Annotated in this window: 19 protein-coding genes; 3 read left to right on the top strand and 16 right to left on the bottom strand. The window is 68.8% G+C overall.

Annotated elements, in window-relative coordinates; translation table 11 throughout:
- Positions 1-53: 53 nt before the first annotated feature.
- Entirely contained in the window at positions 54-1928 is a 1875-nt protein-coding gene (locus ACTHK2_RS07525) for an MFS transporter (protein WP_440245087.1), read from the bottom strand.
- Positions 1929-2130: 202 nt separating this feature from the next.
- On the opposite strand from ACTHK2_RS07525, the gene ACTHK2_RS07520 reads away from it, so the two are divergent.
- Positions 2131-3789, top strand: coding sequence for a tetratricopeptide repeat protein (locus tag ACTHK2_RS07520; protein WP_440245086.1), 1659 nt, complete (start codon positions 2131-2133; stop codon positions 3787-3789).
- Positions 3790-3810: 21 nt separating this feature from the next.
- On the opposite strand, the gene purD is transcribed toward ACTHK2_RS07520, so the two are convergent.
- The 15 genes from purD to ACTHK2_RS07445 form a co-directional block, all read right to left on the bottom strand.
- The gene (gene purD, locus ACTHK2_RS07515; RefSeq protein WP_440245085.1) at positions 3811-5088 is read right to left on the bottom strand and encodes a phosphoribosylamine--glycine ligase; all 1278 of its coding nucleotides are present in this window, start codon (positions 5086-5088) and stop codon (positions 3811-3813) included.
- Between the two features lie 175 nt (positions 5089-5263).
- Positions 5264-6841, bottom strand: a complete 1578-nt coding sequence (gene purH / locus ACTHK2_RS07510) for a bifunctional phosphoribosylaminoimidazolecarboxamide formyltransferase/IMP cyclohydrolase (protein WP_440245084.1) — start codon at positions 6839-6841, stop codon at positions 5264-5266.
- 76 nt (positions 6842-6917) lie between these two features.
- Positions 6918-7199, bottom strand: a complete 282-nt coding sequence (locus ACTHK2_RS07505; RefSeq protein ID WP_182532733.1) for a helix-turn-helix domain-containing protein — start codon at positions 7197-7199, stop codon at positions 6918-6920.
- A gap of 229 nt (positions 7200-7428) precedes the next feature.
- Complete coding sequence (locus tag ACTHK2_RS07500; RefSeq protein ID WP_440245083.1) at positions 7429-8217, bottom strand: zinc-ribbon and DUF3426 domain-containing protein; 789 nt, start codon at positions 8215-8217, stop codon at positions 7429-7431.
- Positions 8218-8305: 88 nt separating this feature from the next.
- Positions 8306-9085 (bottom strand): YiiX/YebB-like N1pC/P60 family cysteine hydrolase, encoded by a 780-nt coding sequence (locus ACTHK2_RS07495; RefSeq protein ID WP_440245082.1) that lies wholly within the window; start codon positions 9083-9085, stop codon positions 8306-8308.
- Between the two features lie 259 nt (positions 9086-9344).
- Positions 9345-10250, bottom strand: a complete 906-nt coding sequence (gene prmA, locus ACTHK2_RS07490) for a 50S ribosomal protein L11 methyltransferase (RefSeq protein ID WP_440245081.1) — start codon at positions 10248-10250, stop codon at positions 9345-9347.
- A gap of 2 nt (positions 10251-10252) precedes the next feature.
- Entirely contained in the window at positions 10253-10606 is a 354-nt protein-coding gene (locus ACTHK2_RS07485; protein ID WP_440245080.1) for a hypothetical protein, read from the bottom strand.
- A gap of 25 nt (positions 10607-10631) precedes the next feature.
- On the bottom strand, positions 10632-11999 hold the full coding sequence (gene accC, locus ACTHK2_RS07480) for an acetyl-CoA carboxylase biotin carboxylase subunit (RefSeq protein WP_440245079.1): 1368 nt from the start codon (positions 11997-11999) through the stop codon (positions 10632-10634).
- Positions 12000-12014: 15 nt separating this feature from the next.
- Positions 12015-12413, bottom strand: a complete 399-nt coding sequence (locus tag ACTHK2_RS07475; RefSeq protein WP_440245078.1) for a four helix bundle protein — start codon at positions 12411-12413, stop codon at positions 12015-12017.
- A gap of 19 nt (positions 12414-12432) precedes the next feature.
- Positions 12433-12906 (bottom strand): acetyl-CoA carboxylase biotin carboxyl carrier protein, encoded by a 474-nt coding sequence (gene accB / locus ACTHK2_RS07470; RefSeq protein WP_440245077.1) that lies wholly within the window; start codon positions 12904-12906, stop codon positions 12433-12435.
- A gap of 47 nt (positions 12907-12953) precedes the next feature.
- On the bottom strand, positions 12954-13394 hold the full coding sequence (aroQ, locus tag ACTHK2_RS07465) for a type II 3-dehydroquinate dehydratase (protein ID WP_440245076.1): 441 nt from the start codon (positions 13392-13394) through the stop codon (positions 12954-12956).
- Between the two features lie 118 nt (positions 13395-13512).
- The gene (locus ACTHK2_RS07460) at positions 13513-14070 is read right to left on the bottom strand and encodes a TlpA family protein disulfide reductase (RefSeq protein ID WP_440245075.1); all 558 of its coding nucleotides are present in this window, start codon (positions 14068-14070) and stop codon (positions 13513-13515) included.
- 5 nt (positions 14071-14075) lie between these two features.
- Positions 14076-16355, bottom strand: coding sequence for a protein-disulfide reductase DsbD family protein (locus ACTHK2_RS07455; RefSeq protein ID WP_440245074.1), 2280 nt, complete (start codon positions 16353-16355; stop codon positions 14076-14078).
- A gap of 67 nt (positions 16356-16422) precedes the next feature.
- Positions 16423-16773 carry a divalent-cation tolerance protein CutA gene (gene cutA, locus ACTHK2_RS07450; protein ID WP_440245073.1) on the bottom strand — a complete coding sequence of 117 codons (351 nt, stop codon included), beginning with the start codon at positions 16771-16773 and terminating at the stop codon, positions 16423-16425.
- Positions 16774-16945: 172 nt separating this feature from the next.
- Positions 16946-19171, bottom strand: coding sequence for an endonuclease (locus tag ACTHK2_RS07445; RefSeq protein WP_440245072.1), 2226 nt, complete (start codon positions 19169-19171; stop codon positions 16946-16948).
- Between the two features lie 235 nt (positions 19172-19406).
- On the opposite strand from ACTHK2_RS07445, the gene groES reads away from it, so the two are divergent.
- Complete coding sequence (gene groES / locus ACTHK2_RS07440) at positions 19407-19697, top strand: co-chaperone GroES (protein WP_182532647.1); 291 nt, start codon at positions 19407-19409, stop codon at positions 19695-19697.
- Between the two features lie 134 nt (positions 19698-19831).
- Positions 19832-20064, top strand: a 233-nt coding sequence (locus ACTHK2_RS07435) for a TCP-1/cpn60 chaperonin family protein (protein ID WP_440245071.1), incomplete at its 3' end; no start/stop codon positions are given.

Below are 20064 nucleotides of genomic sequence, written 5' to 3'. Positions count from 1 at the left end.
ACCCCGGGGGCCGGCGCGGGCGGCGACGCTCAGGCGGAGCCGGCGACGCCGCGTCAGGCGTCGCCGCCGCGCTGTTCGCGCACGCGTGCCTCGCGCACGGGTGCGCTCGCCTCGGCCGCCGGCAGCGGCGTGCCGGCGGCGAGCCCGATGCGCGCGCGGAAGCGGCGCGGCAGCCGCGCGCGGCCGAGCGCGCTGTCGCGCCGGCTGAAAACCGATCCCCACAGGCCGCGCAGCGCGAGCGGCACGACGGGAACGGCGCGACGCGCGAGGATCTGCTCGACGCCGGGCCGGAAGGTGTCGATCGCGCCGTCGCGCGTGAGGCCGCCCTCGGGGAAGATGCAGACGAGTTCGCCGTCGGCGAGCGCGCGATCGACCTCGCCGAACGCGCGCTCGAGCAGCTCGGGATTTTCCTTGCGCCCGGCGATCGGGATCGCCTTCGCGGTGCGGAAGATGAACTTGAGCACCGGGATCTCGAAGATCTTGTAGTACATCACGAAGCGCACCGGCCGCCGCACGCTGCCGCCGATGATCAACGCGTCCATGAAGCTCACGTGGTTGCAGACGAGCAGCGCCGCGCCTTCCTCGGGGATGCGCTCGCTGCCTTCGACCTTGATGCGGTAGAGCGTATTGACGAGGATCCACGACAGGAACCGCATCAGGAACTCGGGCACGAGCGTATAGATGTAGATCGCGACGAGTGCGTTGAGCACCGCGGTGGCGAGCAGGATCTGGGGAATCGTCAGGCCGAGCGCGGACAGGCCGAGCCCGAAAGCCGCCGCGCCGACGATGAACAACGCGTTGACGATGTTGTTGCCGGCGATCACGCGCGAGAGTTCGCTGCGCTCGGCGCGGCTTTGCACCAGCGCGAACAGCGGCACGATGTAGAAGCCGGCGAAGAGGCCGACGAGGACGAAATCGAGCGCGATGCGCCAGCCGCCCGGCGCCGCGAGGAATGCGAGCGCGGAAAGGTCGTGCAGCGACGTCGCCGCCGGGCGTGCGAAGTAGAGATCGAGGCCGAACACGGTCAGGCCGATCGAACCGAACGGCACCAGCCCGATCTCGACCTTGTGCCCCGACAGGCGTTCGCACAGCAGCGAGCCGGCGCCCACGCCGATCGAGAACAGCGCGAGCACGAAGATCTGCACGGACTCGGTGCCGCCGAGGAAGATCTTCGTGTAGTTCGGCAGCTGCATCGTGAACACGCCTCCGAAGAACCAGAACCAGGAAATGCCGAGCACCGAATTGAACACGGTGCGGTTCTTCGTCACGAAGCCGAGCACGCGCCACGTTTCGGTGAGGGGGTTCCAGTTGAAACGCAGGTCCGGCGCAGTCGCCGGTGCCGGCGGAATCGCCCGGCTCGTGAGCCAGCCGACGAGCGCCGCGCCGATCACGAGCAGCGACGCCGGCAGCGGCCCGCTGCTCATCGCGACGCCGCCGGCGATCATGCCGATCAGCACCGCGAGCGACGTGCCCATCTCGACCAGGCCGTTGCCGCCGACCAGTTCGTCCGCACGCAGCGTCTGCGGCAGGATCGCGTATTTGATCGGACCGAATACGGTGGAATGAAGGCCCATGAGGAACAGCACCGACAGCAGCAGCGGGATGCTCTTCAGCCAGAAGCCGGCCGCGGCGAGTGCCATCGCGGCGATCTCGAACAGCTTGACCCAGCGGATGATGCGCGCCTTCTCGTACTTCTCCGCGAGCTGGCCCGCGCTCGCGGAAAACAGGAAGAACGGCAGGATGAACACCGCCGGCGCGATGTTCGAATAGAAGCCGACGGCATGCTCGTCGAGGCCCATGTGGTAGCCGACGAGCACGACCAGTGCGTTGCGGAACGCATTGTCGTTGAACGCACCGAGCGCCTGGGTCGCGAAGAACGGCGCGAAGCGCCGCGTGCCGAGCAACCGGAACTGGCTGGATCCGCTCATGGTTCGCCTGCCTGGGAAGTGGCGCGAATGTAGCAGGATCGCCGCGTCGATCGCGCCGCGGTAGACGCGCAGAAGAGGCCACGCGCCGATCGGCGATCCGCGGCGACGGCCCCCGCCCGGCGGGAACTTTGCCGGCGGGGCAGGGTCCGGGCGGGGCCCGTAGTGACGCGCTAAAATGCCCGGCTCATCCCCCGACGCCCTCATGCCGATGTCCCTGCGCTCCCTTGCCCCGCTCGCACTCGCCGTCGCCGCCGCGTTCGGCGCGACCCACCTGCACGCCGAGGCCCTGGTAAAGCCGGTGCCGACGCCGGACCTCACCAAGCTCCCGCCCGCCCAGGCCGACGAACTGCGCAAGACGCGCGAGACGTTCGAGAAGAGCAAGATCGCGCTGGTCGGCGACCCGCTCGCCGAGGCCTACGCGATCCTCGCCGCCGCGTATGCGCGCAATGGCTTCGTCGAGGCCGCGACGATCGCGCTCGAGGACGCGACCCTGCTCGCGCCGAAGGATGGTCGCTGGGTCTACGCGCAGGGCGTGCTCGCGCGTTCGCAGAATCAGCTCGCCGTCGCGCAGAATTACTTCGACATCGCGCTGCAGTTGAACCAGGACTACCTGCCGATCCGTACCACGGTCGCGCGCAGCAAGATGGACAACGGCGATCTCGATGGCGCGCGCAAGCTGCTCGCCGATTACGTCGCCAAGCACGCCGACCAGGCGATGCCGTACGCGATGCTCGGCGAGATCGCGCTCAAGCAGAAGCGCTACGCCGAGGCGGTCGAGCAGATCCAGCGCGCGCTCGCGATCGACCCGAAGGCGACCGCGCTGTACGCGACACTCGCCGAGGCGCAGGCCGGCGCCGGCAACGCGCAAGCCGCGGCCGACGCGCGCGCGAAGGCCGGCAACGTGCCGCCGATGCTCATCGATCCGCTTGGCGACGGCCTGCTCGGCCGCGCCGGCGCGGCCGCGACGACGCCTGCTGCCGCGACGCCCGCGAAGGGCATCGCCGAGATCGCCCCGCTGCTCGCGCTGCACCAGTACGACGCGGCGCGCAAGCTGCTCGACGCCGCGCTCGCGGCGAGCCCGAAGGACGCCGCATTGCTCGCGTTGTATGCGCGTGCCGAAGCGGCAGCCGGCAACCTCGCCGCAGCCAACACGCGCGCCGACGCGGCGATCGCCGCCGATCGCAACAGCGCGCTCGCCCAGCTGAGCAAGGGCGTCGCGCTCGAGATGGGCAACGACGATGCGGGCGCCCAGCGTGCATACCAGGAAGCCGTACGGCTCGACCCCAAGCTCGGCGAGGCGCGCGCACTGCTCGGTGCGCTGCTGCTGCGCTCGGGTCGCGCTGCCGAGGCCGCGACGCAGTATCGCGCGCTCGTGCAACTCGACATTCGCGACGCCGAGCACTGGATGCAGATGGTCGCCGCGGACGTCGTCGCCGGCCAATGCGGTTCGGCCCTGCGCGATGCAAGCGACCTGCTCGCGGCGGACATCAACAACAAGTTCGTCCTGCAACTATTCGTGCGCATCGCCAGCACCTGCGCACAGGCGAATGCAAACGAGCGGCGCGGCGCGCTCGAATACGGCAAGAAGCTCTATGCGGAGAATCCGAGCGCGCCGAACAGCGAAGCCTATGCGCTCGCCCTCGCCGCGAACGGCAAGTGGGACGACGCGGTGAAGGTCCAGCAGGCCGGCATGTTCGTGCTCGTGCGCAACGGCCTCAAGGGCGCGCTCACGCCGTACCGACAGGTGCTGCAGCAATTGCAGGCGCACAAGCTGCCGGACCGGCCGTGGCCCGCCGACGCGGCGGTCTACCACCCGCTGCGCCTCGCTCCCTACAAGCCGCCCGCCAAAGCCGCGCGCTGACGCGATGCCCGTGCGCGGCGCTCAGCGCCGCAGCGCGCGGTGGCCGATGTCGCGGCGGCAGAACGCGCCGTCGAAGCGGATCGTGCGCACGCGCTCGTAGGCGCGCGCGCGCGCGATGCCGAGGTCCTCGCCGACCGCGCAGACCGCGAGCACGCGGCCGCCCGCGGTGACGACGCGCCCATCCGCGAGCGCGGTGCCGGCGTGGAACACCTTCACGTCGCTGCCGTCGGCCACGTCGAGTCCGTCGATCACGTCGCCGCCGCGCACCTTGCCGGGGTAGCCTGCTGCGGCGACGACGACGCCGAGCGCGGGACGCGGGTCCCAGTTCGCGCGCGCGCTGTCGAGGCGGCCGTCGAGCGCGTCCTCGACGAGATCGACGAGGTCGGACTTCAGGCGCAGCATGATCGGCTGGGTCTCCGGGTCGCCGAGGCGCGCATTGAATTCGATGACCTTCGGCGCGCCGTGCCGGTCGATCATGAGGCCGGCGTAAAGGAAGCCGATGAAGGGCGCGCCTTCGGCGGCCATGCTCGCGATCGTCGGACGGATGATTTCCTCGAGCACGCGCCGCTCGACCTCCGGCGTGACTACCGGCGCGGGCGAATACGCGCCCATGCCGCCGGTGTTCGGCCCGAGGTCGCCTTCGTCGCGCCGCTTGTGGTCCTGGCTCGTCGCGAGCGGCAGCACGTTGCGGCCGTCGCTCATCACGATGTAACTCGCTTCTTCGCCCTCGAGAAATTCCTCGATCACCACGCGTGCGGAGGCGTCGCCGAACGTGCGCGCGCCGAGCATGTCGTGCAGGGTCTGTTCGGCGTCGGCGAGCGTGAGCGCGACGACGACGCCCTTGCCCGCGGCGAGGCCGTCCGCCTTGATCACGATCGGCGCGCCGCGGCGGCGCACGTAGGCGAGCGCAGGGCCGAGGTCGGTGAACACCGCGTAATGCGCGGTCGGGATGTTGTGGCGCGCGAGGAAATCCTTCGCGAATGCCTTCGAACTCTCGAGCTGCGCGGCGATCCGGCTCGCGCCGAAGCAGCGCAGCCCGGCCGCATGGAAGCGATCGCTGATGCCCGCGGCGAGCGCCGCCTCGGGCCCGACCACCGCGAGCGAGATGCCTTCGCGCCGCGCGAGCGCGAGCAAGCCGTCGACGTCGGTCACCGCGACGTCCGCGTTGCGCATGCGCGCCTCGCGCGCCGTGCCCGCATTGCCGGGCGCGACGACGATTTCGGACACGCGCGGCGACTGCAACAGTTTCCACGCGAGGGCGTGCTCGCGGCCGCCGGAACCGATGACGAGGATTTTCATTGGTGATTCGTGATTGGGGATTCGTGATTGACGACTCGGGATTGGTCATTGGTGCGCGTCGCGCACGATTCGTTGCGACCGGCTGTTGGGGGATTCACGCGTCGGGAAATGGTCGATTGTTGTGGGAGGCCGACTTGCCAATCACCAATCACGAATCACCAATCACGAACCGCCGTCAATGCCTGAAATGCCGCACGCCCGTGAACACCATCGCCATCCCGTGCTGGTCGGCCGCGGCGATGACCTCCGCGTCGCGCATCGAACCGCCGGGCTGGATCACCGCGCGGATGCCCGCTTCGGCGGCGGCGTCGATGCCGTCGCGGAACGGGAAGAACGCATCGGACGCCATCACGCTGCCGGGCACCTCGAGCTGGGCTTCGGCCGCCTTGATCGCGGCGATCTTCGCGCTCACGACCCGGCTCATCTGTCCGGCGCCGATGCCGATCGTGCGGCCACCGCGCGCGTAGACGATCGCGTTGGACTTGACGAACATCGCGACGTGCCAGGCGAACAGCAGGTCGTGCAGCTCGGCGGCATCGGGCACGCGGCGGGAAACGACCTTGAGGTCGGACAGCAGCAAGGTGTCGCGATCGGCGTCCTGCACGAGCAGGCCGCCGGCGATGCGCTTGTAGTCGTACGCATGCGGCGCCGCTTCACCCCACTCGCCGACCGCAAGCACGCGCACGTTCGGCTTGGCCGAGATCGCGGTGATCGCATCGGCGTCGAACTCGGGCGCGACCACGACCTCGACGAATTGGCGCTCGATGATCTTCTTCGCGGTCGCGCCGTCGAGGCGGTGGTTGAACGCGATGATGCCGCCGAATGCGGACACCGGATCGCACGCGTAAGCGCGCTCGTACGCCTCGCCGAGGTTCGCACCGAGCGCGACGCCGCACGGATTGGCGTGCTTGACGATCACGCAGGCGGGCGTCTTCTGGAACGCCTTGACGCATTCGAGCGCGGCGTCGGCGTCGGCGAGGTTGTTGTAGGACAGTTCCTTGCCGGCGAGCACGCGCGCGCCGGCGACGGTGCCGGGCGGCAGGTTGCGCTCGACGTACAGTGCGGCGCCCTGGTGCGGGTTCTCGCCGTAGCGCAGCGTCTGCCGGCGCTCGAAGGCGAGGCGCAGACCCGGCGGGAACGCCTCCGGCTTCTCCGCGTCGGTGCGCATGCCGAGCCAGTTGGCGATGACGCCGTCGTAGCGCGCCGTGTGCGCGTAGGCGGATGCGGCGAGGCGGCGGCGCAGCGACAGGCGCGTGCCGCCGTGGGCGAGCGACTCGAGCACCTCGGCGTAGTCGGCCGGATCGACCACGACGGCGACGTGCTCGTGGTTCTTCGCGGCCGCGCGCAGCATCGCCGGACCGCCGATGTCGATGTTCTCGATCGCATCGTTCATCGAGCAATCCGGCTCGGACGTGATGCGCTCGAACGGATACAGGTTCACGACCAGCAGGTCGATCGGCATGATGCCGTGCTCGGCCATCACCGCATCGTCGGTGCCGCGCCGGCCGAGCAGGCCACCGTGCACGGCCGGGTGCAGCGTCTTCACGCGCCCGTCCATGATCTCGGGGAAGCCGGTCACGCTGCTGACGTCCGACACCGGCAGGCCGGCTTCGCGCAGCGCCTTTGCGGTACCGCCGGTGGAGACGAGCGCGATGCCGAGCGAATCGAGGCCGCGGGCGAGGTCGATCAGGCCGGACTTGTCGGACACGCTGAGCAGCGCGCGGCGAACCGGTACCAGGGTGGCGTGGAACATGGCGGGCTTCGTCCCGGGGGAAGCGCGCAATTATAGCGGCGGCGGCGCGAGCGCGCGCTGCATCCGCTGCACCGGGTCAGTCGGCGAGGCCGTACTGCTGCAGCTTCTTGCGCAGGGTCGCGCGGTTGATGCCGAGCGCGGCCGCGGCGCGGCTCTGGTTGCCGCCATACCAGGCCATCACTTCGCGCAGCAGCGGCGATTCGACCTCGCGCATGACGAGCGCATGCAGGCCTTCGCCCGGCTCGGACTCGACGTCGGCGAGATAGCGGCGTACGGCGCGGACGACGCAGTCGCGCAGTGCGGGTTGCAACGAGGCTTCGTGCGCGCTGTCCGCGCGCAAGGGGATGGCGGCATTCACAACGGGGCCCTTCTCGGCGAGCGATCTTCCATGCTTGGGCCGACGGCGCGGGCGCACGTCGGGAGGGGATAGTAGCGCCGTGATCGTGCCTTGATAAGTCCCTCGCGGGCGAAGTTCACGATGGATGACGCTTCGAGGGCCGCGATGCCTTCACGGATCGGCACTTGCGCGATCTATCTCGGCGCGAGCTGAGCACTTCGGCCCGGCACGGCGTCCGCACGCGTGCCGCTCACTCGAACTTGAATTCGAACGCGACCGCGTCCTTGCCGGGGTCGGCGACTTCGAACACGAGCGCCGTGCTGGTGCCGGGCGCGAGACCCGCGGCGATCGAGCGCGCATCGCCGAGGTACTCGCGCGGTTGGAAGCGGCGCATCGCGATGCGCGTCTCGTCGAGGTCCGACAGCGTGATCTCCACGGTCGGGTACGCCTGCACGAAGGGTGCGTCGTTGCGCAGCGTCGCCGAGATGATCAGCGCGCCGGGCACCGACGGGTGCGGGCGGATGTCGCGCGACAGCAGTTCGAGCGTCGCGGCGTCGTGGCGCGGCGGCAGGCGGCAGGCGAGCTTCGCGCACAGCGGATCGAGCCAGGCGCGCATGCGCGCATCGTCGATCCAGCGTGCCTTCTCGGCCCAGGCGATCTCGCCGGCGAGGGTGAGCAGCAGCAGCGCGCATCCGGCGAGCCACGGCCCGTTGCGGCGTTGCCGCGCGCGGCGGCGGCGCTTGGCGAACGCGGGCAGCGACGAGCGCTCGGCGGCGCGCGCGCGGTCGGCCGCCTCGGCGAACAGCGACGCCTGCGCCGGGATCGGCCTGAACACCGGCAGTTCGAGCTGCGGTGGCGCCGGCAGCGTCGCGTGCACGTCGAGCCGTTCGATCGGCTCGGGCGGCAGCTGCAGGCTCAGCGTGCGCAGCGCATCGAATACCGCGGCGCAGTGCCCGCAACGCACACTGCCGTGCGCCGCCGCGAGTTCGGCGCCGTCGACCTTGTAGATCGTCAGGCATTCGGGGCACTGCGTGTACATCGATCCAATTCGCGCAGGCGAGGTCGGGCGATTCTAGCAGCGTGGCACCGGTGGGCCGTCGCCGCGCGGCGGGTTGCGCCACCGGTGTTCAGTCCTCGCCGGCCTCGGCCGCCCGTATCGGCAGGGCGGCCCAGGTCAGCACGTGCGGATCGAAATCGCGCAGGCTCGGCTTCACGATCGCGAAGTACGGCGAGACGTCGAAATCGCGCGGCACGTAGAGGCTCGAGTCGCGGATGTGCAGGATCTCGCGCACCTGTTCGCGGCCGGCTTCGCCCTTGCTGCGCGCGACTTCGATGTCGGGAAGCACCGGATAGCGGATCGACGCGAACGCGGCGGCGATCAGCGACGAGCAGATCGCGCTGGTCGGCTCGCCGCCGCCGAAGGCGAGCAGGTGGCGGCGGAAACGCTCGGGCACCGGCGGCGGCCGCACGAGATAGCGTGCGAGATCGATGATGTTGCGCAGGTCGTACTGCTGGCCGAGGCGGCCGATCGCGTAGCCGAACACCGCGTCGATCTCCTCCTCGCCGAGGCCGACCGGCCGGCATATGCGCGTATGCATCTGCGCGTAGCGCTCGACCGGCACTGCGCGCACGCCGTCGTTGACGTCGGCCTCGATCAGCAGCGGCGTGTCGTCGCCGCGCGAGGCGGACAAAGCGTCGCCGATGTAAAGCGCTGCGTGCGACCAGGTCGATTGCGTGAGCGTGCGGATCGCGGCCGAGAAGCGGCTCGTGCCTTCGACGAGCAGCACGTCGCCCTTGCGCAACGTTGCCGCGAGCAGGCCCGGACGGCTCGTCGCGACATGCAGCCCGGGCCGCGGTCGCGCGAGGTAACTGGCGAGCCGACGCCCGAGCCACTGCAACACGCTCACGATCCCTCCGCGCCCGTCGCGATCCGGCCAGTCTAGCGCGCGGCGGGGACGTGGCCAAAGGCGCCAACAAGGATTGAAACACGAAGAACACGAAGAGAAGGCAATGCAGGAATGTGCTTTGGTCGTTTGCAACCGCACGTTTCCAGCGTCCGAAGAAGGTCGGCGCCCATCGCGCAGCCACGGCCGCCGTGAAATCCCTCGCCTGCTCCTTCGTGTTCTTCGTGCCCTTCGTGGCTCAGTCTTTCGCTTTCGTCACCGCTCACCCGCGACGGCGGCCGGAGATGCGCACCCAGTCCTCGCGCGTCGCGACGACGAGGTCGTCGAACCATTCGGCGTAGCGCGCGACCAGTTCGTCGGCCTGGCCGACGAGGATGCCCGACAGCGCGAACGGTGCGCCGGGTTTCACGCATGTCGCGAAATGCGGTGCGAGTTCGCCGAGCGGGCCGGCGAGGATGTTGGCGACGAACACGTCGCAGGCGCGGACGACGAACTCGTCGGGAAGGTAAAGCGCGAGGCGGTCGGCGACGCCGTTGCGTTCGGCGTTGTCGCGGCTCGCGAGGATCGCCTGCGGGTCGTTGTCGATGCCGTCGACATGCGCCGCGCCGAGCTTGATCGCGGCGATCGCGAGCACGCCCGAGCCGCAGCCGTAGTCGATCACGTGCCGGCCGGAAAGGTCGAGCCCGTCGAGCCATTCGAGGCAGAGCGCGGTGGTCGGATGCGTGCCGGTGCCGAAGGCGAGCCCGGGATCGAGCCGCACGACGACGGCCGCGTCCGCATCATCGCCGGGCGGCTCGACAGTGGACGGATAGATCCACAGGCGCCGACCGAAACGCATCGGCTTGAACTGGTCCATCCACGCGCGCGTCCAGTCCTGGTCGGCGACTTCGCGAAAACGCACCTGCGAAGGTTCGATTTCCGGCAGCAGCTCGGCGAGCACGTACAGAAGACCGGCGCGATCGGTGTCGGCCTCGAATAGCGCCTGCAACGAGATCTCGCCCCACAGCGGCGTCTCGCCGACGCCGGGCTCGAGGATCGCGCGCTCGTTCGGCGTGTCGGCGTCCGCATCGAGCAGCGTCACCGCGAGCGCGCCTGCTTCCTCGAGCGCGAGTTCGACGCGTTCCTGGTCGGTCGCACGGATGGTCAGGGAGAGTTCAAGGAAGGGCATCGTTAACGACAATTGTCCGTCGCCGTGATGTCGGGAGAGTCAATATTGAAATGCACGGGCTGTATCGCTCCGTTGAACGAGCGTGCCCAAACAGGGATATCCAGTTTGACGCCAAGGATGAATACGCAAGTGTCTTGCATCATCATCGGAGACTGATCAACGACGATTCTGATCGGCCGCCTTCCTGAAAGCAGAGACTCCAATTGCACGAAAGTAAGTGACTGGCCGTCCACTTCATAATGCTTGTTGCCTTTCGCTGCGATGCGCATGCCCCCTTGAGGGTCGACCGGCGAACCGGCGCACGACATCAAGCTAGCGACGAGCATGCATAGCAATGAACAGTGCAGTACTCTCACGGCGCACCCTCCCCAGCGTGTTGACTCAGCCAATCCCGATCGCCTTCTCCCTGGCTTCGGCCATCCGCTTCTCGAGGTAGTGGATATTCTGCCCGCCCGCCTGGAAGCCGCCGTCGGCCATGATGCGCTGCTGCAGAGGCACGTTCGTCTTGATGCCCTCGACGACCATCTCCGACAGCGCGATGCGCATGCGCGCGATCGCGGTGGCGCGGTCGCGGCCGTGCACGATGAGCTTGCCGATCATCGAGTCGTAGTTCGGCGGGATGCGGTAGCCGTCGTAGACGTGCGTGTCGACGCGCACGCCGGGGCCGCCCGGGCATTCGAAACGCTTGACCAGGCCCGGGCTCGGCATGAACGTATCCGGATCCTCGGCGTTGATGCGGCATTCGATCGCATGGCCGTCGAGGACGATGTCCTCCTGGCGGATCGTGAGCTTCTCGCCCGCCGCGATGAGCAGCTGTTCGCGCACGAGGTCGACGCCGGTGATGAGTTCGGTCACCGGGTGCTCGACCTGGATGCGCGTGTTCATCTCGATGAAGTAGAAGCGCCCGTTCTCGTAGAGGAACTCGAACGTGCCCGCGCCGCGGTAACCGATGCGCTTGCACGCCTCGACGCAGACCTTGCCGATCTCGGCGCGCTGCTCGGGCGTGATGCCCGGCGCCGGCGCTTCCTCGACGACCTTCTGGTGGCGGCGCTGCATCGAGCAGTCGCGTTCGCCGAGGTGGATCGCATTGCCCTGGCCGTCGGCGAGCACCTGGATCTCGACATGGCGCGGGTTCTCGAGGAACTTCTCCATGTAGACCTCGCCGTTACCGAACGCGGCCTTGGCTTCGGACTTGGTCATCTGGATCGCATTGGAAAGGTGCGCCTCGGTATGCACGACGCGCATGCCGCGGCCGCCGCCACCACCGGCGGCCTTGATGATCACGGGATAGCCGATCTCGCGTGCGACCTTCACGTTCGCCGCGACGTCGTCGCCGAGCGGGCCGCCCGAGCCCGGCACGCACGGCACGCCGGCCGCCTTCATCGCGCGGATAGCCTCGACCTTGTCGCCCATGAGGCGGATCACGTCCGCAGTCGGGCCGATGAAGATGAAACCGGATTTCTCCACGCGCTCGGCGAAGTCCGCGTTCTCGGACAGGAAGCCGTAGCCCGGATGGATCGCCTGCGCGTCGGTGACTTCGGCCGCGGCGATGATGCGCGGGATGTTGAGATAACTCTCCGCCGCGGCCGGCGGGCCGATGCAGATCGACTCGTCGGCCATGCCGACGTGCTTGAGGTTGCGGTCCGCGGTGGAATGCACCGCGACCGTCTTGATGCCGAGCGTGTGGCACGCGCGCAGCACGCGCAGGGCGATTTCGCCGCGGTTGGCGATCACTACCTTGTCAAGCATGGGGTGCCCGTATTGTCATTGGTGATTCGTGATTGGTGATTCGACAGAGCGGGCGGCGATGCTGGCCATCAGCGCATTGAGCCTGGCGAACGTGCGATTGAGGGTCTGCTGCAAGGTTTTCGAAGGAGTGCCGAAGTCCAGCCGACTGGCGATTTGTATCTGGGTGTCGAGTTCGGAAATCGAGCCGCGCGCGATTGAGAGGAAGCGCGCAAGCTCGCTTCGTGACTTGCGTGCGGCGCCTTCAGCGATATTCGATGGAACGCTCACGGCGGCGCGCCGCATCTGCGCAGTCAACCCGAACCGTTCCTCAGGCGGAAATCCCGCCGAAAACGCATATACGGCCACGACGAGGTCCATTGCGTCGTGCCACACGTCGAGCTGGCAGTGCGGCGGCTTTTCCGAATCACCAATCACGAATCACCAATCCCGGCCCCTACCCAATGACGAACATCGGCTCGTCGAATTCCACCGGCTGTCCGTTCGAGACGAGGATCGCGAGCACAGTGCCGGCGACGTCGGCTTCGATCTGGTTGAACATCTTCATCGCTTCGATGATGCCGAGTGTCTCGCCGGCCTTGACCGCCTGGCCGACCTTCACGAACGGCGGCGAGTCGGGATTGGCCGAGGCGTAGAACGTGCCGACCATCGGTGCCTTGACGACATGCCCTTCCGGCAGCGCCTTGCCACCGGCGGCGGGCGCTTCCGCCGCGACCGGGGCGCTCGCCGCGACGGGTGCCTCGACGCGTGCGGGCGCGGCCATCGGCGCCGCGGCGACCGGCAGGGCGCCGACCATGCCCTTGGGCAGGCGCGACAGGCGCACGATTTCCTCGCCTTCCTTGATCTCGAGTTCGGCGAGGTTGGATTCCTCGAGCAGGTCGATGAGCTTCTTGATCTTGCGCAGGTCCATGGGGAACTCCTGGGCCGTATGTCCGAAACGGGGTGTTCTTGGGAAAGTCAGGCCGCGAGGCGGCGCAGCGCGGCGTCGAGCGCGAGCCGGTAGCTCAGCGCGCCGAAGCCGGCGATCACGCCGACCGCGAGGTCGGAGAAGTACGAGTGGCGGCGGAACGCCTCGCGCGCGTGCACGTTCGAGAGGTGCACTTCGATGAACGGCAGGGCGACCGCGGCGAGCGCATCGCGCAGTGCGACGCTCGTATGGGTGAACGCGGCCGGGTTGATCAGGATGAAGGCAGTGCCATCGCCGCGTGCGACATGCACGCGTTCGATCAGCGCGTGCTCGGCATTGGACTGGAAGCTTGTCAGTTGGTGGCCGGATCCTTGCGCGATCGTCGCCAGTTCGGCGTCAATCTCGGCCAGCGTCGTGCGCCCGTACGTATCCGGCTCGCGCGTGCCGAGCAGGTCGAGGTTGGGCCCATGCAGGACGAGGATCGTGGCCACGGCCGCGCCGCTCAAAAAGGGCGGCTAGTCTCGCCCGTCCGACGCGATCTGTCCAGTTCGGCGACGTTCGGTGGAAAATCGCGGTAGCACGGAGCAGATGCGTCTGTGGCGGCGCGCGTCACAGATGCGGCTGCAGCCATGCCTCGAGGGACGTTTCGGTGAAGTTGCCGTAGCGTTGCGCGAGGATGCGCCCGTCGCGGCCAATCAGGACCGAGTACGGCAGCACGTCGCGCTCATTGCCGAACGCGCGGGAACTGTCGCCGCCGCGGGCGGGTGCGGTCTCGGGGTCGTCGACGAGGATCGGATAGGCGACCGGATGCTCGCGCAGGAACGCGCGCGTTGCCTCGGCGCCGTCCGCCGCGATGCCGACGACCTGCAGCCCGCGCCCCGCGAGGCGCTGCTGGGTGCGGTCGAGCAGCGGCATTTCCTCCACGCAGGGCGCGCACCAGCTCGCCCAGAAATTGACGAGGACGAGCTTGCCGCCCCAGCGGTCGAGCGACTGCGGATGTCCCTGGGTGTCGGGCAATGCGAGCGCGGGTCGCGGCTGGCCGACCAGCGCGGTCGCCGTGCGCGCGACGGGCGCGGCCGCCGGGCGCAGCCACAGCCCCACCCCGAGGCCGGCAAGCGCCCCGGCGATCGCGAGTGCGACGACGAGCAGGTGGGTGCGATCGAACACGGCGCTCAGTGCGGTGCGAGCGCCTGCTCGACGATCGCCTGGGTCAGGACGGTCGGCAGCGCATGGCCGCGGCCCGTTTCGCCGGCGCGGAACACGACGTAGAGCGGCACGCCGACCGCGTTGTAGTCCTGCAGGAACGTGGTGATCGCCGGGTCGACATTGGTCCAGTCGGCGGTCATGAGCACCGCGTTGCTGCGCCGGAGCAGGTCGCGGAAGGCATCGGTGTCGAGCACGGCCTTTTCGTTGACCTTGCAGGTCACGCACCAGTCGGCGCCCACGTCGACGAACACGCTGCGGCCTTCGGCGCGCAGGCTGGCGAGGCGTTCGGCGGAATACGCCACGGTGTCGCTGCGGGCCGCATGCGTGGCCGGCGGTTCGAGATGGGCGATCCGTGCGATCGGCAGCAGCGCGGCGAGCACGACGACGATCCCGATCACGCGCTGCACCGGATGGCCCTGGTAGCGATGCCGTTCCCACCACCAGAGGCCGAGCGCGAGCACGGTCGCGCCGATCAGCACCCAGCCGATCGCGTCGATGCCGCGCTGGTTGCCGAGAACCCAGGCGAGCCATACCGCGGTCAGGTACATCGGGAACGCGAGGAACTGCTTGAGCGTCTCCATCCACGCACCCGGCCGCGGCAGGCGTGCCGCGAGTGCAGGCACGAAGCCGACGAGCAGGAACGGCAGCGCGAGGCCGAGCCCGAGCGCGAGGAACACGAGCAAGGCGACGAGCGAGGATGCGGAGAACGCATAGGCGAGCGCCGAGCCCATGAACGGCGCGGTGCATGGACTTGCGACGATCACCGCGAGCACGCCGGTGAAGAAGTCGCCCGCCGCACCGCTGCGGTTGCCGAGGTTCTGGCCGACGCCGGCGAGCCCGGCACCGATGTTGTAGACGCCCGAGAGCGACAGGCCGATCGCGAACAGCACGTAGACGAGCACGGCGACGAATACCGGCTGCTGCAGCTGGAAGCCCCAGCCGAGCGCCTGTCCCGCCGCGCGCAGACCGATCACGGCGAGGCCGACCGCGACGAACGTGACGAGCACGCCCGCGGTGTAGACGAGCGCATGCTTGCGCGCCTTCGCCGCGCTTTCGCCGCTCTGCGCGAGGCCGAGCACCTTGAGTGAGAGCACCGGCAGCACGCACGGCATGAGGTTGAGCACGAGGCCGCCGAGCAGCGCGAACACGAGCGCGCCGAGGATGCCGGGAAGCGAGGGCTGGGGGCTCGGGGCCGGGGGGCGCTCCTGTCCCGCCGCGTTTGCCGCAGTCGCCGGAGCGGCTCCAGCCGCGATGCTCTTCGCGGCAGGCACGAACGATGCCTTCGCTGCAGCGAGCTCATCGGCCGTCGCCACCGGCAGGTCGACCGACACGTCCTTCTGCATCACCGGGTAGCAGATGCCGTTCTCGAGGCAACCCTGGTACTCCGCGTGCAGTTTCACCGCCTGAGCGTCGCCGTGTTCGCGCAGCAGGCCGATCGGCAACTCGACCTGGTCGAAATAGACCTTGATCATGCCGAAGTGTTCGTCGGTGTGATCGACGCCCGCCGGCCATTGCGGCGCGCCGAGCGTGACGCCGTTGCCGTCGACGAGCGTGACCGTGCTCTTGTCGCGGTAGAGATAGTAGTTTTTCGGCATCGTCCAGCGCGCGAGGATCGTCGTCGGACTCTGCGCGATCGCCTCGAACACGAACGCCTGCTCGGGCGGCAGCGGCGCGCTGTCGACCGCGCCGGCATTGGCCCCGAGCGGCAAGCCGCCGCCGGAAGCGAGCGGGCCGCCGCCATTGCCGGCGAGCGGGCTCGCAGGCAGGCCCGCTGCCGGGCCGGTCGCCGCGGTCACCGCATCCGCGCCGAGATCGAGCGTGACCGTGGTCGGGTGCGGTGGATAGCAGATCTTCGGATCGGTCTCGTGGCAACCCTGCACGGTCAGCGAGACGGTGACGCTCTTCGTCGCTGCATCGGCGAGCGTGTACGGCAAGGTCGCGTCGATCGCGTGGTGGTAGACCTCGACTTCGCCGAGGAACTCGTCCTGCTTCTTCTCGCCCGCGGGCAGTTCGAGCGTGCCGAGCGTGAGGCCGGCCTGCGACGTCTTCGCCTTGATGCGCGAGCGATAGAGGTAATAGTCCGGCGCGATGTCCCAGTGCAGCGCGAGCTTGCCCGGGCCGGCGGTCTTGGCGTCCAGCTTGAACGCCTGTTCGACCGGCAGCAGGCCGTCCTCCTGCGCGTGCGCGGCGCAGGCCGCGAGGGCGAGCAGGAATGTGGCGGTCAGGCCGGTGAGCAGGCTGCGCATCGGAAAGTCGCTCCGTCGGATCGGTGAACAGGGGGACCGCGTTTGGACCGCGGATCTTGCAGGACGTTCACCGCGTATGGGCAGGGCCGCCCGTGGATTCAAGGTCCGCGCAGGCCTGCTCGAGCCAGGTGAGGTAACCTGGCGCGCCATCCACCACATCGAGCGCGAGCAGTTCCGGCACTTCGTACGGGTGCAGCGCGGCGATGCGCGCGGACACCGCATCGAGTCGCGCGCGCACGGTCTTGGCGAGCAGCAGCACCTCGGCGTCGACATGCACCGCGCCCTTCCAGCGGTACGTCGACGTCATGCCCGGCAGTACCTGCACGCACGCCGCGAGCTGTTCGTCGACGAGCGCGCGCGCGATGCGCGCGGCGGTATCGGCGTCGGGGCAGCTGCAATGGATGACGATGGCGGCCATGGCGGCAATCGGTGGCGACGGGTCGCCGATCATCGCATGGGGCAGCGGGCGGCGCAGGCGGTCGAGGGCCGAGGCCGGGAAGCATCGCGACCGAAGTCGCTCCCACAATCGATGTGCGGGAGCGGCGGACGCCGCGATGCTCTTGCGCCGCCGCTGGAGAGTGCCCTTTCGATTACGGCGCCGCGTCGAACCCGTTCGCGAAGATCACGTCGTTCGGCACGACCGGCTCGCACACCGCGGGCTCGCTCGATTCGAACAGCGCGCGCGTCGCCCACTCGGGATGGTCGACGAACGGGTTGCGATTGCCCTGGAAGCCCTGGATCACGTCGTTGCGCGCCACTTCCTCGGCATCGGGCGGATCCTGCAGGTGCCAGTCGAGCAGCGTCGCGAGCAGGCCCATGTAGGCCTTGGCCGCGGTGTTGCTCGTGATCGTGATGAGGCTGCGGTTGTCGGTGAGTTCGAGGTCGGGGATGACGCCGTCGTGCGCGGCTTCGGCAGCGATGCCCTCGTAGCGGATCGCCATGTAGAACATCGCGCGCGCCATCTCGCCCTTGCGGTGGTTCCACACCTCGAACGAACCCGCATTGCCGTCGGGCGAGCGCACCCAGTTCGAATTGCCAGGGTACACGCCGCTGCCGCCGCCGACGCCGTTGTTCGCCTCGGTCGGAAGTTCCGTGCAGCCGCTCGGGCAACTGGCGAACGGCTTGTTGCCGCGGCTTGCGTTCTGGTTCGTGTCCGACAGCCACAGCATGTGCGTGTCGGTGTACGCGGCGAGGCCGCTGTTGGCGAAGCCGAGCGAGTTCGGCCAGGTGTGCTCGCGGTTGTAGGTGATGCCGCTGCCGGTGCCGGCACGATCGCTGCCGATCGTGTACGAGCGGTTGCGGTAGACATCGATCATCTTCGCGGGGTCGTTCGGATCCTGCTGTGCGATCTCGAGGATCGTCCAGGTGTTCGTGCCCGAGCCGCTGTACGGATAGATCGTGTGGCCCTTGATCGTCTGGTGCAGCGAGCAGCGCAGCTGTTCGGGGCTGCTCGGATTGACCTGCGCGTAGTAGCCCTCGAGCGTGCCGGTCGCGACCCGGAACGCGACGGCGACGTCCGCGTCCATCGCGATGCCGTCGAGGTCGTGCACGCCGTCCGCGTCGACCGTGAACGTGCAATGGGCGCCCGCGGGCAGCACGGTCGCCGGCGTGAGCGTGCGCTGTGCGCCGCTGCCCGATTCGTCGAGCGCGATCGGCGTCGAATCGCAGGCGAGCCCGAACGCGTTCGCGGTCGTCACCGGCTCGCTGAACGTCACGCGCACGTCACTCGCGATCGCGACGTTGGTCGCACCGTCGGCGGGCGCGGTCGAGACGATCGACGGCGGCGTCGTTGCGGGGTCGAGTGTCGTGAACACGACGACATAGTCGGCGGCGAGCGGATCGGGCGTGCCGTCGAGATCGATGACGTGCGCGGCGAGGATGGTCCAGGTGCAGGTTTCATTCGCCGCGAATGCGGTCGAGGGCGTCAGCGTGTACGTGGCCGGGCCGCCGGCGACGCTTGCCGAATGCGCGCCCGAGGTCGAGCAGGCGATCGTGTACCACGAGCCGGTCGTCGCCACGGCCTCGCTGAAGGTGACGGCGAGCGTGGTGCCGGTCGCGACGCCGCTCGCACCCGCGGCCGGCACCGTCGATGCGACCGTCGGCGCGAGGTCGACCGGCGGATCGCCGGCGATCGCGAACTGCACGTCGTCGATCGCGAGGCCGTCTTCGGCGCCGGCGATGTCGAGGTCGATCCAGCGCACCCACAGGTGCGCACCAGGGGCGAGCGTGAGGCCGGCGATCGTGCCGGCGATCGCGATGCGGTTCGCGGCGATGTTGCCGTCGAGCGGGCCGAGGGAACCCGCCGTCGTCGGCGAGGCGAAGTCGAGCGCATCGACGTCGACCCAGGTTGCCGCGCCGTCATTGATCGACGTCGCGTCGAGGCTGTACTGGAAGTCGAGGCGATCGCTGCGCCCGGTGGCGCCGAGGCGCCACTGCTCGCCCGCGTAGTTCACGTCGATGTGGTCGACGACGAGGCCGCTGTCGTTGCCGAGCTCGGCGCCGATCAGCGGCTGCAGCGAACCGGAGCGCAGCATGCCGAGCGCGCGCTCGCCCGCGCTGCCCGTGCCGTAGCTGTAGGTGTTGCCACCCGCGGTGCTGCCGTTGTCGGCGGCGTACGTGGTGTTCGCATTGGAGCCGGCTTCGACGAAATGCCAGCCGGCCGGCACGGCCGTGCCGGTGCCGGTCGCGGCGAGCGTGTCGAAGTGCTCGGCCGCGGGCGTGCCACCGACCAGCGACACGTACTGCGCGTGCGCGGCCGGAGCCGCCGCGAGGAAAAGAAGGAGTGCGGCGCCGAAGGCGCCCTTGGCGTACTGCATGTGGATTCCCCAGGACGAAGCCCGCGCACTGCGAGCGGGCCTGACCCACGACTATAGGCCGGAAGCGCGACGCTGTCGTGGGGACGCTTGAATCGGCCGGCACAGACGCCATCTGGAACGCAGCCGTCGCCCCCTTCTCCGGGGCCGCGTTCGCCGCTAAACTTGGCACTCAGCACGAGCAAGTGCTAACAGTTCGTCGTTAGTCCTTCAATATCAACCTTTTATGGAGACACCCATGAAGCTTCGCCCGTTGCACGATCGCGTGATCATCAAGCGTCTGGAAGCCGAAACCAAGTCGGCCGGTGGCATCGTGATCCCCGACGCCGCGGCCGAAAAGCCGGTCAAGGGCGAGGTCCTCGCTGCCGGCACCGGCAAGATCCAGGAAGACGGCAAGGTCCGCCCGATGGCGGTCAAGGTCGGCGACATCGTGCTGTTCGGCAAGTACTCGGGCACCGAGGTCAAGGTCGACGGCCAGGAACTCCTGGTCATGCGCGAAGAAGACCTCATCGCCGTCGTCGAGAAGTGAGAAGCCGGGATTGGTGATTGGGGATTGGTGATTCGTCAGAGCAGTCCTGCTCCGAATCCGATCCCTTCACCTCGAATCCCGCCGTCGCTTTTTCGAATCCCCAATCACGAATCACGAATTACGGAGCTCCACCCATGGCAGCCAAAGAAATCCGCTTCTCCGAAGACGCGCGCACCCGCATCCTGCGCGGCGTCAACACCCTCGCCAACGCCGTCAAGGCGACGCTCGGCCCGAAGGGCCGCAACGTCGTGCTCGAGAAGAGCTTCGGCGCGCCGACGATCACCAAGGACGGCGTGTCCGTCGCGAAGGAGATCGAACTGGCCGACAAGTTCGAGAACATGGGCGCGCAGATGGTCAAGGAAGTCGC

Origin of the sequence: Dokdonella sp. (assembly GCF_051958935.1) — a bacterium.
GTDB lineage: Bacteria > Pseudomonadota > Gammaproteobacteria > Xanthomonadales > Rhodanobacteraceae > Dokdonella_A.
The sequence above is the reverse complement of the archived record's forward strand: the minus strand, read 5'-3'. Positions and strand labels throughout refer to the sequence as shown.